The following is a 17,288-nucleotide window of genomic DNA, read 5'->3' on the forward strand; positions in this document are numbered from 1 at the left end:
TAATACATCCTGAAATAAATTCAGCATACCATGAAAAGACACAATTTTAGCGCAGGACCTTGCGTATTACCTAAAGAAGTAATTTTAAAAGCTTCGGAAGCCTTATTAGATTTCGATAACGGATTATCTTTAATAGAAATATCGCATAGAAGTAAACCATTTGTAGATGTTATGGAAAAAGCTAGAGCTTTAGCTTTAGAGCTTTTAGGCTTAGAAGGTAAAGGATACAAAGCTTTATTTTTACAAGGTGGAGCAAGTACTCAATTTTTAATGGTTGCTCTTAATTTATTAGAAAAACGCGCTGGGTATTTAAATACAGGTGCATGGAGTGATAAAGCAATTAAAGAAGCTAAAATTTACGATGATGTTTACGAAGTAGCATCTTCTAAAGAAGCAAATTACAACTATATCCCAAAAGGATACGATGTACCTTCAGATTACGACTATTTTCACTGTACTTCTAACAATACCATTTTTGGAACACAAATGAAAAGTTTTCCAAAAGTAGATATTCCATTAGTTTGCGATATGAGTAGTGATATTTTCTCTCGTACATTAGACTTTTCTCAATTTGATTTAATTTATGCTGGAGCCCAAAAAAATATGGGACCTGCAGGAACAACACTAGTTGTTATTAAAGAAGATATTCTAGGTAAAGTATCTCGTAAAATGCCATCTATGATGGATTACAAAGTACATATCGATAAAGGTAGTATGTTTAATACTCCTCCCGTATTTGCAGTATACACATCTATGTTAACTATGCAATGGCTAAAAGACTTAGGTGGTATAAAAGCAATAGAAAAAGAGAACGAAAAGAAAGCAATTGTAATGTATTCTGAAATAGATTTAAACCCTCTATTTAAAGGTTTTGCAGCAAAAGAAGACCGTTCTAAAATGAATGCAACCTTTACTTTAGAGAATGAAAACCTTAAAGAAACTTTCGATGCCATGTGTAAAGAAGGTGGTATTAACGGTATTAATGGTCATAGAAGCGTTGGTGGTTACAGAGCATCAATGTACAATGCTTTATCACTAGACAGTGTAAAAGTATTAGTAGAGATCATGAGTGAATTAGAAAGTAAAGCTTAAAATTGGTTATTATCAATAAACCGTTTTACATTCAAAATATTAAAAAACAAAATAATTTTAAGTTGAAATATTAATCGTTTAAAACACTTTTAATTTTTCACTTTTTTCATAACAATAATTAATAATATTCTCATGAAAATGAGAGTAACGAAATAAATTTCTATGAAAGTATTAGCAAACGATGGTATTTCTCAAAGTGGAATTGACGCTTTAGAAAGTGCAGGATTCGAAGTATCTACAACAACTGTAGCACAAGAACAATTAGCAAACTATATTAACGAAAACAAGATTAGTGTTGTTTTAGTGCGTAGTGCAACAACAGTAAGAAAAGAAGTTATTGACGCTTGTCCAGATTTAAAAATTATTGGACGTGGTGGTGTTGGTATGGATAATATAGATGTAGATTATGCACGCGAACAAGGGTTACACGTAATTAACACACCTGCTGCTTCTTCTCAATCTGTAGCCGAATTAGTATTCGCTCATCTTTTTACAGGTGTACGTTACTTATACGATTCTAATAGAAACATGCCATTAGATGGAGATACTCAATTTAAGAAACTTAAGAAAAACTATGCTAAAGGAGTTGAATTAAGAGGAAAAACTCTTGGTATAATTGGTTTTGGACGTATTGGTCAAGAAGTTGCAAAAATAGGTTTAGGTGTTGGTATGAAAGTTATTGCTGCCGATAAATTTATTGAAACTGCTGATGTATCTGTCGATTTTTTCGATGGTCAATCTGCAAGTTTTAATATTAAGACACAAATAATGGATGATGTTTTAAAACAATCGGACTTTGTAACTCTTCACGTACCTGCACAAAAAGACTACGTAATTGGTCAAGCACAGTTTGATATGATGAAAGATGGTTCTGCTTTAATAAATGCTGCTCGTGGTGGTGTTGTTAACGAAGTAGAATTAGTAAAAGCTTTAGACAGTGGTAAAATTGCATTTGCTGGCTTAGATACTTTTCAAGATGAACCAACTCCGGCTGTACAAATACTTATGAACCCAAAAATTTCATTAACACCACACATTGGTGCAGCAACAAATGAAGCACAAGATCGCATTGGTGTAGAACTTGCAACACAAATAAAAAACCTGTTACTTGACGGAAAAAACTAACTGTTTATCCCGTTAATTTCAATAAATAAAAAAATACAAAGCCTTAATATTTATGTTAAGGCTTTTTTTATGTACCTTTTCAACACAGTAATAACTTAAACAATATAAAAAAATGTCTGGAATTTTAGATTTATTAGGAAGCGATTTAGGAAAATCAATAATTAGTGGTGTTGCAGGATCAACAGGAAACGACTCATCAAAAACAAGTAGCGTACTTACAATGGCTCTACCAGTATTGATGAAAGCTATGCAGCGTAATGCCACTACTCCAGAAGGAGCAGAAGGACTTATGGGAGCAATACAAGGAAAGCACAACGGAAGTATATTAGATAATCTAGGTGGATTATTTGGTGGTGGTGTTGATGACGAAGTTAAAAATGATGGAGATAAGATTTTAAATCACGTTTTAGGTGCTAAAAAAGAAGGAGTTGAAAAAATTATAGGTGAAAAATCTGGATTAGATGCTAGTTCAGTCGCAAATATTTTAAAAGTAGCTGCACCAATTTTAATGGGTGTTTTAGGAAAACAAGCACAACAACAAAATGTAAGCTCTTCTAATGGTATTGGAGATTTACTTGGTGGTTTATTAGGAGGAAACTCAGCAGATAAAGAACAAAGTTTCTTAGAGTCTATTTTAGATGCAGATGGAGACGGAAGTATTGTCGATGATGTTGCCGGAATGGTACTTGGTGGGGCAAAAAGCAAAGGTGGTCTTGGTGGACTATTAGGTGGTCTTTTTGGAAAATAATATTTCTTAAAACCTGAAATAATAAATAAAAAGAGTCAAACCAAGGTTTGGCTCTTTTTATTTATTATACTTAACTCAATTATATAATTTGTATTTTTATAAAAATTAGACTCATGAAAAACGTATTTCTTTTATTCACTGTTATACTTATGGTTTTTGCTTGTAACTCTTCTAAAGAAACTACAGTTACAAAAAACGAAGGCATTGAAATTAAAAAAGGTGATACCATTAAAATTTCTGGAGATAATATTGAGTATGATGTTATTATTATTGAACCTGGCTTTGGCACATACCTTGCTTCTGTTGCTAAACCAAAAGGCTTTTATCTACAAAACTATTTAGAAACCAGAAATATACGTTATGTTCAAGAATGGAACAGACGCGTTTTACAACCTAGACAATACAATTCTAATTTATACGAAATGCAAATTAACTATTCTCAAGGTGTAGATTATGGCTACGATGTAAACTACAAAATGTATAACTATTTTGTTTATTTTCAAAATAGATACAAGCAAAACCTTTTAGGCACAAGAGTTCCTCAAAATTAATTTATATTTGCAGCTTCTAAAAAAAGGCTATGAAGCAATTTAAAAAACGTTGGGAGATTACAAAAAACTGGCAATTACTATTTCCTTTAATTGGGTTGTTAGGTCTCTTCTACTCTAGCTTTAAAATAGCTGGATTGTTTAGAAAAGAATCTCATATTGCATTTCAAATTGCATTTGCACTTTTAATTACGTTCTTTCTTTTACGTTTAGTTTTACTAATATTCAAAAAGTTAGAAAACAAATGGGTTGTTAAACAACGTTGGGAAATAATTAGAATATTTATAGTTTTTGCAATTACTGGATCATCGTCTTTATTAGTAGGCAGACCTTTTATTAAATTTATAGGAATTACTAAAGAAAACTTAAATGTCTTTGTCTATTGGATTTTATATATTATCATTGGGCTTGTTTTTTATCAAGTTTTATTAGTAACCACAGGTTATTTACTTGGTCAAGGTAAATTTTTCTGGGAATTCGAGAAAAAAATGTTACGCCGTTTTGGCTTAGGCAGGTATTTAGATTAAATGAAGCATACATTACAACATATATTATTTAAAAGCACGGCAATACTTCTTTTTGTTGTTGTTCTTTTTCCTTCTGCTGTAAAGTTTGCGCACGTTTTTGAGAACCATAAACATGAAGTTTGTAATAATCCATCAGATAGTCACTTTCATGAAATTGATATAGACTGTGAATTTTACAAGTTTAAATTAAATAATACTTTTTCCTTCGTTTTTAACGACATCATCATACCTATATTTCAAAATAATCATAAAAAAATTGATAATCAATATTTTTATATTAGCAGCTACCAAAGCATTGGTGTTGCATTAAGAGGTCCTCCTTCTACAATTATTCTTTTCTCTTAAATTACTTTAAACTAAAGTAATATCTCAGCCTTTTATATAATGATACTCTCATTAAATAAAATCATTTTAATATATAAATTGGTTAAATGCTTTTATGCGTTTAACTAATAATACGCTTTGCATTTATGCGTTTATTTTTTATAAGTTTACTTTTTATAAGTAGTCAGATTGCTATTTCCCAAAATTGTGAAAACACAATTACAGGAAAAGTAATAGACCAACATGATAGCACCATTTTAATTGATGCAAAAATTACCGTTTTAGAGACAAAGCAAATAGCTTTAACTAATTTTCAAGGTGAATTTAGCATCTCAGGTTTGTGCAATCAAACATACACCGTCGAAGTATATCATGCATTCTGCGACTCAAAAATATATAAATTAGACGTTTCAGGTGATCTTAATAAGACTTTTCGTCTTGAACACCATTTAGAAGAATTAAACGAAATTATTTTAGAAGGGAAAAGTGTAGAAACAAAAACAAATACTACTATAGAAAATAAAATATCTAAAGAAGATTTGGAGCGTAACAGTGCTAAATCTTTAGGAGATGTTTTAAATAATATTTCGGGTGTTTCCTCTTTAAATACAGGAAACACTATTGTAAAGCCAATAATTAATGGTTTGCATAGTAGTCGTGTTGCAGTTTTGAATGATGGTTTAAGAATGGAAGACCAAGATTGGGGAAGCGAACATGCTCCAAACATAGACATTAATGCTATAGATAACATTACCGTAATAAAAGGAGCAAGTGCTTTACAGTATAGCGGAAGTGCTATAGGTGGTATTATTATTACAGAAATGGATAAAACTCCGGTTAAAGATAGCTTATATGGTAAAACAATAGCAACTGGGTCTACAAATGGTCGTGGAGGATCTATAACATCTCAACTAACTAAAAGTTTTAAAAGTGGTTGGTATGGAAAAGTACAAGGTTCTACTAAACGATTTGGAGATTTTAATACTCCAGATTACAACCTAAGTAACACAGGTGTTTTTGAACGTAGTTTTTCACTACGTGGTGGTATTAATAAATTTAGCTCTGGTCTAGAAGCTTATTATTCCTTATACAAAGTAGAAACAGGTATTTTAAGAGCTTCGCATTTAGGTGGTGCATCAGACCAAGTTAGAGCAATTAGTAGCCCTGTGCCATTATATCTCGAAGATTTTACCTACGATATTAATGCACCTTACCAAGATGTTACACATCAAATAGCTAGAATTAAAGCGTTTAAGAAATTTGAAGATTTAGGAACATTAAATTTTCAATATGGCTTTCAACAAAATAAACGATTAGAGTTTGATGTAAGACGTGGTGACGATAAAGATGAGGCTTCTTTAGATTTAAAATTAAGCACGCATACGCTACTTTTAGATTTAGATTCTAAAATCTCTAGTACTTCTAAATTAAAATTAGGTGTAACAGGACAATACCAAACTAATTTTGCAGACCCAAGTACCGGAGTTAGAAGATTAATACCTGATTACGATAAGTATAATGTTGGAGCCTATGTGGTTTTAGATAAAAAAATCAATAACCAATTACTTTTTGAAATTGGTGCTAGATTTGATTATACTTATTTAGATGCTTATAAGTTTTATAGAACCTCGTTTTGGGAAAGCAGAAATTACGATACTATTTTTCAAGATATCGTTATTGAAGGCGATTTTGGTAATCAAGTTTTAGCAAATCCGAAGTTAAACTTTTACAATCCATCTGCAACGGCAGGTGTTACGTATGAATTTAATAATGATTATAAACTTTTATTTAATTACTCTTTAGCCTCTAGAGCACCAAATCCATCCGAAATGTTTAGTGAAGGTTTACACCATTCTGCATCAAGAATAGAATATGGAGATTTACAGTTCAACTCTGAAACTGCTAATAAAATTTCGTTAACGTTACAACGAGAAAATAACAATTTTAGTTTTTCAATAAATCCTTATGTTAATTTTATTAAAGATTTTATTGTAATAGAACCTGTAGATGTCCAACAAACTATTCGTGGTAATTTTCAAGTTTGGGAATATAGACAAACCGATGCGAGATTATTAGGAGTGGACATTAATAGTGCCTTTAAATTAACAGATAACTTTAATTTTACCAATCAGTTCTCTATTGTAAAAGGAAAAGACACTTCTCCAGACGAAGCTTTAATAAGCATGCCTGCTGCGAGCACAAAAAATGCTATTATTTATAATAACAAGAAATTAAACAACCTATATTTAAAGTTACAAAGTGAATATGTTTTTGAACAAAATGAATACCCAGACAATAACTTTGAGGTATTTATTCCAGAAACAGGAACCACAGAAATAGTAGATGTAAGCACACCTCCAGAGGCTTACCATTTACTAAACTTTAATTCTAGTGCAGTCTTTAAATTAAGTCAAAAAACATCATTAACCGTAGGACTTGATGTTTCTAATGTTTTTAACACATCCTACAGAAATTATTTAAATCGCATGCGATATTATGCAGACGATTTGGGTAGAAATTTTTCAATAAACCTAAAAATCAATTATTAAATTAAAAAAAACAAAACAATGAAAAATATTAAATTTTTAACACTAGTTTTTATTTCAATTCTTTCTTTTAACGCATGTTCTAGTGATGACGATGCTATACCAACACCTGTAAATGAAGAAGAAGTAATTACTACATTAAACTTAACATTAACACCTCAAGGAGGTGGAACACCAATTGTTATACAAATGCAAGATGCAGATGGAGATGGTTCTGATGTTCCTGTGTTTACTTATCCAGGAGGTTTAGCAGCAGGATTTTTAGATGCTGGAGTTACTTATGATGGAGAAATAGAGTTATTAAACGAAACTGAAAATCCTGCTGAGGATATTACAGAAGAAGTTGAAGAAGAAAGTGATGAGCACCAATTCTTTTATACAGCTAGTAATAATTTAGATGTAACAACAACTTACACAAATTTTGATAACAATGGTAACAATTTAGGTACAGAGTTTACATTAGAAGCTGGAGCGGTAAGTAATGGTACAATAACTTTTACTTTACGTCACGAACCTACAAAACCAAATACTGGTTTATCTGATGCTGGAGGAGAAACTGATATTGAGGTTACATTTTCTTTTGAGATTGAGTAATACTATTTAAAGACTAAAAAAGCTCAGAATTAATATAATTCTGAGCTTTTTTTTGCTAGGTAATTAAACATAATACCAGCAAATATTTTATTACTATATAAAATGTTAAAAAAAGCACTCAATGAGTGCTTTTTTTATTAAAATTATTATTTATAATTCTAGTATTTGTGCGGCATGATCTTTAGTTTTTACTTTATCAATAACATGCGCCACTACTCCATTTTCGTCTATTAAAAAGGTTTTTCTATGGATACCGTCATAGGTTTTTCCCATAAATTTCTTTTCTCCCCAAACTCCAAAAGCTTCTATTACTTCTTTATTTTCATCAGCTAATAAAGGAAATGGGAACTTATATTTTTCTTTAAAATTAGTTTGACGTTTTTCAGAATCTGCACTTACTCCCAATATCTCGTAGCCTTGATCTTGTAATGTTTTATAATTATCTGTTAAATTACAAGCTTCTGCAGTACAGCCAGGTGTACTCGCTTTTGGGTAGAAAAATACAATTAACTTTTTTCCTTTATAGTCGCTTAAAGAAATTGCATTTCCACTTTGATCGTTAACTGTAAAATCTGGTACTTTATCTCCTTGCTTTAATGTATTCATAATTGTAATTTTGGTTTTCATTATTATACCAATAAATGATTACTTTGGTATCTTTTATCAAAAATACGACTAATGAATAAGCAAGAAAAGGTGAATTTTGTTATAAATACGTTAAATGAACTTTATCCAGATATACCCATTCCACTAGACCACAAAGATCCTTATACATTATTAGTTGCTGTTTTACTATCTGCTCAATGTACAGATGTGCGTGTAAATAAAATTACACCATTGCTATTTGCTAAAGCCGATAACCCTTACGATATGATTAAAATGAGCGTTGAGGAAATAAAAGAAATTATAAGACCTTGTGGTCTATCTCCAATGAAAAGTAAAGGTATTCATGGTTTGTCACATATTCTTATAGACAAACACAATGGCGAAGTACCGCAAAGTTTTGAACATTTAGAAGCTTTACCTGCCGTTGGACATAAAACTGCTGGTGTTGTAATGTCTCAAGCTTTTGGAGTGCCTGCATTTCCTGTAGATACACATATTCACAGATTAATGTACCGATGGAATTTAACTAATGGAAAAAATGTAGTACAAACCGAGAAAGATGCTAAACGTTTATTTCCTAAAGAAACTTGGAACGATTTACATCTTCAAATTATTTGGTATGGTAGAGAATACTCACCTGCTAGAGGTTGGGATTTAGATAAAGATATTATTACAAAAACTATTGGCAGAAGTACTGTTATAAATGATTATGAAAAGTCTAAAAAACACTAGTTTTAATATAAGTTGTAACGTATACTTTATGGTCTAATAATTAATGATTAGTTAAAAATTTAATTTATGAAAAATCAACTTCTAATCTTAGTTATTTTAATAATAACAACATCTTGCTTTCCAGTAAAAATTGCACCAAATATTGAAAGTTATAAAATTACTACAGCAAAGAAGTTTAAAAGAAAACTCCCAAAAGAAACCTCATTTATATTTAACGATCCAAAAGATGGTGGTGAGTTTTACAATTATATAAACGCAAAATACAGCTTAAACCACGTTAATGTTGGAGCAAATACTCATTTTAAAATAGATGATAAAACCTATTATTTATCGTACAGAGAGACTGAAAGAGAAACAAAAACGGTTAATCTAGCTTTAGCAGCTATAGATGCAAAAAGAGAATCTAACGGAAATTCAAGACTTTTTGAAGATAATTACTCTAAAAGAGTTGGTAAATGGTACATTTTACTAACCGTTTACGATGAAGGTTTAAAAAACAGCTTAAAGCCTGAACACCCAAGTAATAAAAAAGTAATTAATTATTTGGAAGCGCTTAGAAAAGAATACTTAAGAACTCAAAATTATCTAGAATTACAATTTGTAAAAAAATCCTGATTTATAAAAACCAGGATCTTTCAGTCTAATTCAGAAGTGCTTCAAACTTCATTTTTTTATAATTTATAACACTTAAAGCCTTGGAGTAATTAAGAATGAAACTTATGGTCTCATCTTTAGGATTCATTTTTTTTGCGTTTTTAGAATTTTCAGAGTAAATTTTCGCCATGTATTTGATTTTTGTTTCAAATAAATAACGCAAAATTTATTCTAATATTGTATAAAATTAATTCGTTAAAATAATATTATGCTTTTCTATTACTTTACGCATATTAATTAATGCATAACGCATACGCCCTAATGCTGTATTTATACTTACGCCTGTACGATCTGAAATTTCTTTAAAACTCATATCTTGATACATACGCATTACTAAAACTTCCTTTTGGTCGTCTGGTAATTCTTCTATTAAACGTCTAACATCGCTTTCTACCTGGTCTTTAATAATTGCTTTTTCAGCATTTAAACTCGTATCACTTAATACTGAAAAAATACTAAAATCTCCACTATTTTGAAACTTAGGCATACGATTACTCTTTCTAAAATGGTCGATTACCAAATTATGAGCAATACGCATAACCCATGGTAAAAATTTACCTTCTTCGTTATATTTTCCTAATTTAAGCGTTCGAATAACCTTAATAAAGGTGTCTTGAAAAACATCTTCAGTAATATCTCTATCGTAAACTTTAGAGTAGATAAAACTATAAATACGTTGTTTGTGTCTTTTAATTAAAATTTCTAGAGAAGATTCGTCGCCTTCAATATAACTACTAACTAGGGTAGCATCAGAGATAAGTTCTTGTCGCATAATCATTACTTTTATTGCAGAAGTTAGGGCTTCAGCTTGGTTAATTAATTTAAAAAGTAATGTTGTATTATAGGCTTGACAATTAGTTTATTAATATTGAGGTAAATATAACAACAATCATTCCGAAAAAGCAAAAATAATTTCAAAATTTAACATTTTATTGCACAATATTCTTTTTTAGAAGCTCCTTTTAAGTGTTATCTTTGTTCTTCTTTTAGATTAAAAACACTTATGAACACTAAGCTTTCCGAAGTTAACCCTAAACACAATATTATTATTAAAGGTGCAAAGTTGCATAACTTAAAAAATATTGATGTTGTAATACCAAGAAATAAATTAGTTGTTATTACCGGTTTATCTGGTTCTGGAAAATCTAGTTTAGCTTTCGATACCTTGTATGCAGAAGGCCAAAGACGTTATGTAGAAAGCCTTTCTAGTTATGCTAGACAGTTTTTAGGACGTTTAAATAAACCTAAAGTAGATTATATAAAAGGAATTGCTCCTGCCATTGCTATAGAGCAAAAAGTTAATTCTACAAATCCACGTTCAACCGTTGGTACAACTACAGAAATTTACGATTATCTTAAGTTACTGTTCGCTAGAATTGGTAAAACGTATTCTCCTATTTCTGGACTAGAAGTAAAAAAAGATAGTGTTACAGATGTTTTAAACTATGTTAAATCTATAGCCATAGGCGAAAAACTATTACTCCTCGCTCCTATTCACCTTGAAGAAGGTCGAGAAATGAGTGACAAATTAAAAGCCTTAAACGCACAAGGTTATGCTAGAATAAAAGCCAATGGAGAAGTTTTACGATTGGATAAAGCAGAAGGCATTACCGAAAAAACTAAAGACCTTTATTTAGTAGTTGATAGAATTGTTGCAAAAGATGATGAGGATTTTTATAACAGATTAGCAGATGCTATACAAACTGCCTTTTTTGAAGGTAAAGGAGAATGTTTTATAGAAAAATTAAATGATAATACCTCTAGACAATTTTCGAATAAATTTGAATTGGATGGTATTACTTTTTTAGAACCAAATGTACATTTATTCAGTTTTAATAATCCTTATGGCGCTTGTCCAAAGTGTGAAGGCTATGGAGATGTTATTGGTATTGATGATGACTTAGTTATCCCAAATACAGCATTATCTGTATACGAGAATGCTATTTTTCCTTGGAGAGGAGAAAGCATGAGTTGGTATCGCGATCAATTGGTTAATAATTGCCATAAATTTGATTTCCCTATACACAAACCATATTTTGAATTAGAACAAAAATATAAAGACCTTGTTTGGTCTGGCAACAAGTATTTTGAAGGTTTAAACACCTTCTTTGCAGAGTTAGAAAGTAAAGCATATAAAATACAAAACCGAGTAATGCTGTCGCGTTACAGAGGTAAAACAAAATGTAAAGTATGTAATGGTAAACGTTTAAGAAACGAGGCTAATTATGTAAAAATTAATAATGCAACTTTAACCGATTTGGTTGAAATGCCTTTAGATAAACTAACTGTTTTTTTTAAGGAATTAAAGCTTAACGAGCATGATAATACTATTGCAAAACGATTACTAAAAGAAATTGAAAATCGTTTAGCTTTCCTATCCAACGTAGGTTTAGATTACTTAACATTAAACAGAAAATCGAATACTTTGTCCGGTGGAGAAAGCCAAAGAATTAACCTTGCAACCTCTTTAGGAAGCAGCTTAGTTGGTTCTATGTATATTCTCGACGAACCTAGTATTGGTTTGCATCCAAAGGACACTGAGAGACTAATTTTGGTTTTAAAAGCCTTACGAGATTTAGGAAACACTGTAATTGTTGTGGAACATGATGAAGATATCATGAAAGAAGCAGACGAAATTATAGATATTGGACCAGAAGCAGGAACGCTTGGAGGACATGTAGTTGCCACTGGAACATTTAAAGATATTTTAGCGTCAGATTCTTTAACTGCTCAATACTTAAATGAATCATTAAAAATTGAAGTACCTAAAAAACGACGTACTTCTAAATATAGTATCGAAATAAAAGGAGCTAGAGAAAACAACTTAAAAAATATAGACGTTAGTTTCCCATTGGGTATGCTAACCGTTATTACAGGTGTTTCTGGAAGTGGAAAAAGTACTTTAGTTAAAAAAATACTATTTCCTGCAATACAAAAAGAACTTACTGGATTTGGAGATAAACCAGGACAATTTTCAGAATTAAAAGGAAATTATAGTAATGTAAAACATATTGAGTTTGTAGACCAAAACCCAATTGGTCGTTCTTCACGTTCAAATCCGGTTACTTATATAAAAGCATACGACGATATTCGTGCGCTTTATAGCAAACAAAAACTAAGTGGCATTAGAAATTATGCAGCAAAACATTTTAGTTTTAATGTAGATGGTGGACGTTGTGAAACTTGTAAAGGAGAAGGACAAGTAACCATAGAGATGCAATTTATGGCAGATGTACATTTAGAATGTGAAACTTGTAAAGGCAAACGTTTTAAAAAAGAAGTACTTGAAGTTACTTTTGCAGACAAAAATATTGACGACATTTTAAACATGACTATCGATGATGCTATTGCGTTTTTCGATACTAATCATGTTACTAAAATAAAGAACAAACTACAACCTTTACAAGATGTTGGTTTAGGCTATGTAACGCTTGGACAAAGCTCTTCTACCCTTTCGGGTGGAGAAGCACAACGTATAAAACTAGCTTCGTTTTTAGGAAAAGGAAATACTAAAGAAACAGCTTTATTTATTTTTGATGAACCAACCACAGGTCTACATTTTCACGATATACAGAAGTTACTAAAATCTTTTAATGCATTAATTGAAAAAGGACATTCCATTATTGTAGTAGAACATAATTTAGAACTTATAAAATGTGCCGATCATATTATAGATTTAGGGCCAACAGGTGGTGAATATGGTGGGAATTTAATTGCTTTTGGTACTCCAGAAGAAGTTGTAAAAATTAAAGCATCTGAAACAGGTAAATATTTGAAAGAAAAATTATAGTCTTTTGGATATTGAAGACATAAAAATAAAAACTAAAAGAAGTCCGCTATCAAAAGGTGGCTCTAATTTTGAAACTCACGTTCTATTTAAAAAAAATAATAGTGAACTTGTTATTAAACCTACATTTGGACTCGCTTTATTTGTTGCTGTCTTTACAACATTTAGCATCTGTTTTACCGGATTTCCACTTTACAAATTAATACACAATAAAACAGACTCTTGGGAATTTAACAGACTTTTGTTTGTTGCTGTAGGATTGATTTTTTTATGTGTTAGTATGTATTTACTATTCAATTACTTCTCACCACATGGCTTTGATAAAGCTTCCAATAGATATTATAGAGGCTTTAAAAGTATTCAAACTAAAATGTCTGTAGATATTAGTTTAAAAACTATTGTTGCCATACAATTAATTGGAGAAACCATCTCAGACGAAGATGGTAGCTTTAAAAGCTTTGAGCTGAATATAATTTTAAATAATGCAGAGAGATTAAATGTTATGGACCATTCTAATCTTAGAGGTATTATTAACGATGCTGAAACTTTAAGCGAATTCTTAAATGTACCTATTTGGCACGCCGAATCTAATAAAACATAAAAGAGAATAATAGCACAAAGGCTGAAACGAAAATTAAAATTGGAAAAAATATCATTGTAGATAAGCTTCCTTTTAAAAAGCTTTTAAACCAACCTTGTTTATAAAACTTTTTTAATGCTATAATAAGATAAAAGAAAACAGATAGAACAATTAAAGAATCTATATAATCTGGAATATCTACAATAAAGTTAGTGATAATAACAAGATTAAAAACAGTAAACAAAAATGCGAAGTAATAAAAACTAAACACTAAATGGTGTGCATAAAGTCCGCGTTTTCTGTAAAACAACATCAATATTAAAGCAAAAATTGGTAGTATAAAAAACATTGCTATTGGAGCTGCATCTAAAAATGCAAATAAAATACCACTTCCTTGTTTAGATTTTATGAATTTTAGTGCTTGACTATAGAGTCTTTTCTTTAAAACACTATCTCCTTTATTTAAACCCATTTCCTTTAAAATCTCACTATCTGGGACTTTAGCTTCAATTAAAGAGTCTATTTTTTTTCCAGAAAAAGTAAAGCTGTTTTTTTCTTTATTAAAATTTTCTTTATTAACTAAAGAGTCTACTTGTTTATCTGTTATTCCTGTAAGATTTGAATTCTTTTTAAGTGCAATCCGTGCTTCTTCCATTAAAACTGAATCGATCTTTACTTTCGCCTCCGAAGCTTTTACAGAGAACGAATCTATTTTTGTGTTTTTTCCGAAGGATTGCGATAATCCTTTATCAAATTCATTTGCACCTTTTTTTGCACTAAATGAAAACAAAAAGAAAAACAAAACGGCTGCAAAAAGATACATTTGTCCTGGATGTAAATACAACAAACGCTTACCTGAAACAAATTTTGTGGCTAAATAACCTGGTTTAATTAGTAATGGAATAAAGCTCTTAAAAAACCGAGCGTCGAAAGAGAAATAATTACTAACAGTATTATAAAACAAAACACCTAAGGTCAATTTCTCTTTTTCATTCATTCCACAATGTGGACAAAAATCGAAATTCTCTCTAAAATCGTTTTCACAATTTTTACAAGTTTTGTATTGAATTGACATAGGTTGGTTAGATTGATAACTGTAAATATAATATTAAAATCGAGTTTTTCAATATTAAACCGACTATTATGCTCTCTATAAAACCTTTTAAAACATCAACAAAATCAACACCTAACAAGTTTATCACGCGAATTGAAACCTTAAAAGTAAATAACGCAAGCCGAAAAGCTAAAGAGTAGGCACAAAATCTAAAACCATAATACTATGAAAAAACTAGTACTATTATTTACAGGTTTGTTAATAGGATTAACAACTGTAACAGCAGCAGAAAAAGTTGAATCTGCATCGAAAGGTGAAGATTTAAAAAGTAATCGCTACAACAATTACACACAACCTATTCAGTTTACAGAACGTGGTGTCGAATTTTTAATTTTCCCAGATGGCACTTTCGATTTTAATACACACATTGAAGACAACCAATATGATAATGATTACGATAATGAATATTATAGAAAATCGAATACTCGAAGGCACTCTATAAACACTACTTATGGTGCTCCAGGAACTCGTGTACAATATTCGGCTCCAAGAAGTAGAGGAACTATAATTACTCACGATCCTAGCGGAAAAGTAAGACGTATTGGTAATGTATTTGTAAACTATAATCGTATTGGGCAAGTTAAACGCTTAGGTAGTGTTTATATGAGATACACTCGAGGAGGTACTTTAACACAAGTTGGAGGCTTACAGTTAAAATACAATTGACAAGGACAATTAATTAAACTTGTTGGTCAAGTTAATTACCATAATCAAGGTTGCAGTATCTGTGTAGGATCGTCTTGCTCTACAAATCATTTTCCTAATTCTTCTCAACAAAATAACGATTGGGATAACGATAATGACCATTTCTACTATAAAAAAGAAGGAAAAGTTGTTAAGCAAAAAAAACTAAAAACTAGTAAGTAAAATAATTATAAATGTAAAAACTCCCACGAATTTAATTTTGTGGGAGTTTTTTTAAAAATCGAATTCTAAAACTAAGGATTTACTTGTTTGATTTACAATCCTCCATTAGCTTTTCAATAAAATCTATATATTCTTGAGGGTTATCAATATTTTTACTGTATTTGTTCAGTTTTTTTGTTTCACTAATAGCAACTTCACATTTATTAAGTTCTATGAGACTATATATTTTGTGTACTTGTAAAGCAAAAAGCATATAATCATCTTCACTTATACTCGCTATATAATTACAGATATCTATACTTTTTTGATAACTACCAACTTTAAAATAGGCAGTACTGAGACCTGTACCAATAACTAAGTATGAGGAATCTGAAAATTTTAAGCCACTTTCGTAATAATCAATTGCTTCTTTATATCTTTCTAAATGATTATAGACATTACCAATATTGCTTAAAATAACTGGACTATCTGGTTCTACAGATAGTGCTTTAAAAAATGTTTTAAGTGCAAGAGCATCCTCTCCTTCTATAGATAATTCTATACCTTTATTATTAAGTTTTTGGGCTTCTTTATATTTAAACTTCTGATTTTTGTATATTTTATGATTATATTCAATTTCATTATTTTTGTTTTCTACAGCTTTATTGCATGAAATAAGTAACAAAAAAAATAATGATAATATACAAACTGTCTTCATTTAAATAATAGTATTAAACCTTAACAACTTGAGCACGAAACATAAAAGTTTCTTCAAAACGCTTTAATCTCGGACTTAATTTTTGAGCAAAAACAAGGTATTGGCATTTATCTATACTTTCAGGAATACGATTAATCGCTGCAAAATAAAGTCCTTTTTCTGCAAATTCTGCATCTTCTATTATGTATAGTTTTAATTGACTTAAATCTAGGCTATTCATTAAATAGAGCTTGTTTAATCGTTTTGGAGTAGCAATTAAAATATCTTGTCCGTAATAAATTTCTTCACGCTGTTGATCTAGTGTTTGCTCATCGTAAGCCGTGTAAACTCTAAGTGTTCTTGGTTTTATAAATTTCTCAAATTCTTCTTTAAGTTTTAGAGCTTCAGCCTTAGTTTCTACTAAAATTAAAGCACGAGGCGCATCACCAACTGCTTTACATTTTAATTTTTGCAGTACACTAATTACAATAGTAGTTGTTTTTCCAGAGCCTTTACTACCTATACAAAATACGTTTGCACCACCTTTAATTATTGGTAATGCTATTTTTTGTAATGGTGTTGGAGCTTCAAAATCATTAATTTCTAAAGCTTCTAAAATTTCTGGGTTCAATTTTTTGAAAGACATATTTACTTGATAAATTTAAGTATAACGCGAAACTACGTGATATTATCCGTTTTACAAAACTACAGCGTTTCCGTTTTGGCACGATGCTTGATTTTTAGTTAGTATTCAATCTTAAAAACGAA

The 17,288-nt window shown here is 30.4% G+C and carries 18 protein-coding genes; 13 read left to right on the plus strand and 5 right to left on the minus strand.

The annotated features are described in order from the left end of the window. Positions 1–30: 30 nt before the first annotated feature. The 8 genes from serC to ASC41_RS14175 all read left to right on the plus strand — a co-directional run bounded on the left by serC (position 31) and on the right by ASC41_RS14175 (position 7,504). Positions 31–1,092, plus strand: coding sequence for a 3-phosphoserine/phosphohydroxythreonine transaminase (gene serC, locus ASC41_RS14140; protein ID WP_055437300.1), 1,062 nt, complete (start codon positions 31–33; stop codon positions 1,090–1,092). 162 nt (positions 1,093–1,254) lie between these two features. Next, positions 1,255–2,217, plus strand: a complete 963-nt coding sequence (locus ASC41_RS14145; protein WP_055437301.1) for a D-2-hydroxyacid dehydrogenase — start codon at positions 1,255–1,257, stop codon at positions 2,215–2,217. Positions 2,218–2,329: 112 nt separating this feature from the next. After that, positions 2,330–2,965, plus strand: a complete 636-nt coding sequence (locus tag ASC41_RS14150; protein WP_055437302.1) for a DUF937 domain-containing protein — start codon at positions 2,330–2,332, stop codon at positions 2,963–2,965. A 113-nt stretch (positions 2,966–3,078) separates the two neighbouring features. After that, the gene (locus ASC41_RS14155; protein ID WP_055437303.1) at positions 3,079–3,516 is read left to right on the plus strand and encodes a DUF6146 family protein; all 438 of its coding nucleotides are present in this window, start codon (positions 3,079–3,081) and stop codon (positions 3,514–3,516) included. Between the two features lie 29 nt (positions 3,517–3,545). Next, positions 3,546–4,040, plus strand: coding sequence for a DUF6787 family protein (locus ASC41_RS14160; RefSeq protein ID WP_055437304.1), 495 nt, complete (start codon positions 3,546–3,548; stop codon positions 4,038–4,040). Continuing rightward, positions 4,041–4,385 carry a hypothetical protein gene (locus tag ASC41_RS14165; RefSeq protein WP_055437305.1) on the plus strand — a complete coding sequence of 115 codons (345 nt, stop codon included), beginning with the start codon at positions 4,041–4,043 and terminating at the stop codon, positions 4,383–4,385. A gap of 125 nt (positions 4,386–4,510) precedes the next feature. Beyond that, on the plus strand, positions 4,511–6,913 hold the full coding sequence (locus ASC41_RS14170) for a TonB-dependent receptor (protein WP_055437306.1): 2,403 nt from the start codon (positions 4,511–4,513) through the stop codon (positions 6,911–6,913). 18 nt (positions 6,914–6,931) lie between these two features. Next, the gene (locus ASC41_RS14175; RefSeq protein WP_055437307.1) at positions 6,932–7,504 is read left to right on the plus strand and encodes a hypothetical protein; all 573 of its coding nucleotides are present in this window, start codon (positions 6,932–6,934) and stop codon (positions 7,502–7,504) included. Positions 7,505–7,654: 150 nt separating this feature from the next. Here ASC41_RS14175 and bcp read toward each other — a convergent pair whose 3' ends face one another. Then, positions 7,655–8,110 (minus strand): thioredoxin-dependent thiol peroxidase, encoded by a 456-nt coding sequence (gene bcp, locus ASC41_RS14180; RefSeq protein ID WP_055437419.1) that lies wholly within the window; start codon positions 8,108–8,110, stop codon positions 7,655–7,657. A gap of 72 nt (positions 8,111–8,182) precedes the next feature. On the opposite strand from bcp, the gene ASC41_RS14185 reads away from it, so the two are divergent. Both ASC41_RS14185 and ASC41_RS14190 read left to right on the plus strand, forming a co-directional pair. After that, a complete protein-coding gene (locus ASC41_RS14185) occupies positions 8,183–8,842 on the plus strand; it encodes an endonuclease III domain-containing protein (RefSeq protein ID WP_055437308.1) in 660 nt (219 codons plus the stop codon). Between the two features lie 66 nt (positions 8,843–8,908). Next, the gene (locus tag ASC41_RS14190) at positions 8,909–9,457 is read left to right on the plus strand and encodes a hypothetical protein (protein ID WP_055437309.1); all 549 of its coding nucleotides are present in this window, start codon (positions 8,909–8,911) and stop codon (positions 9,455–9,457) included. A gap of 226 nt (positions 9,458–9,683) precedes the next feature. On the opposite strand, the gene ASC41_RS14195 is transcribed toward ASC41_RS14190, so the two are convergent. Then, on the minus strand, positions 9,684–10,268 hold the full coding sequence (locus tag ASC41_RS14195; protein ID WP_055437420.1) for an RNA polymerase sigma factor: 585 nt from the start codon (positions 10,266–10,268) through the stop codon (positions 9,684–9,686). Between the two features lie 231 nt (positions 10,269–10,499). Here ASC41_RS14195 and uvrA point away from each other — a divergent pair, with 231 nt between their 5' ends. Both uvrA and ASC41_RS14205 read left to right on the plus strand, forming a co-directional pair. After that, positions 10,500–13,286: an excinuclease ABC subunit UvrA gene (gene uvrA, locus ASC41_RS14200; RefSeq protein WP_055437310.1), complete on the plus strand. Its 2,787-nt coding sequence runs from the start codon at positions 10,500–10,502 to the stop codon at positions 13,284–13,286. Between the two features lie 4 nt (positions 13,287–13,290). Beyond that, positions 13,291–13,884 carry a hypothetical protein gene (locus ASC41_RS14205; RefSeq protein ID WP_055437311.1) on the plus strand — a complete coding sequence of 198 codons (594 nt, stop codon included), beginning with the start codon at positions 13,291–13,293 and terminating at the stop codon, positions 13,882–13,884. On the opposite strand, the gene ASC41_RS14210 is transcribed toward ASC41_RS14205, so the two are convergent. After that, the gene (locus ASC41_RS14210) at positions 13,871–14,938 is read right to left on the minus strand and encodes a DUF3667 domain-containing protein (protein WP_055437312.1); all 1,068 of its coding nucleotides are present in this window, start codon (positions 14,936–14,938) and stop codon (positions 13,871–13,873) included. The two genes, ASC41_RS14205 and ASC41_RS14210, sit on opposite strands and share 14 nt — an antisense overlap. Before the next feature lie 204 nt (positions 14,939–15,142). On the opposite strand from ASC41_RS14210, the gene ASC41_RS14215 reads away from it, so the two are divergent. After that, entirely contained in the window at positions 15,143–15,643 is a 501-nt protein-coding gene (locus ASC41_RS14215) for a hypothetical protein (RefSeq protein ID WP_055437313.1), read from the plus strand. 280 nt (positions 15,644–15,923) lie between these two features. Here ASC41_RS14215 and ASC41_RS14220 read toward each other — a convergent pair whose 3' ends face one another. Both ASC41_RS14220 and ASC41_RS14225 read right to left on the minus strand, forming a co-directional pair. Then, positions 15,924–16,541, minus strand: a complete 618-nt coding sequence (locus ASC41_RS14220; protein ID WP_055437314.1) for a tetratricopeptide repeat protein — start codon at positions 16,539–16,541, stop codon at positions 15,924–15,926. 13 nt (positions 16,542–16,554) lie between these two features. Then, on the minus strand, positions 16,555–17,151 hold the full coding sequence (locus ASC41_RS14225; RefSeq protein ID WP_241489677.1) for a DEAD/DEAH box helicase: 597 nt from the start codon (positions 17,149–17,151) through the stop codon (positions 16,555–16,557). Positions 17,152–17,288: the final 137 nt, after the last annotated feature.

Source organism: Lacinutrix algicola (genome assembly GCF_001418085.1).
Lineage (GTDB): Bacteria > Bacteroidota > Bacteroidia > Flavobacteriales > Flavobacteriaceae > Lacinutrix > Lacinutrix algicola.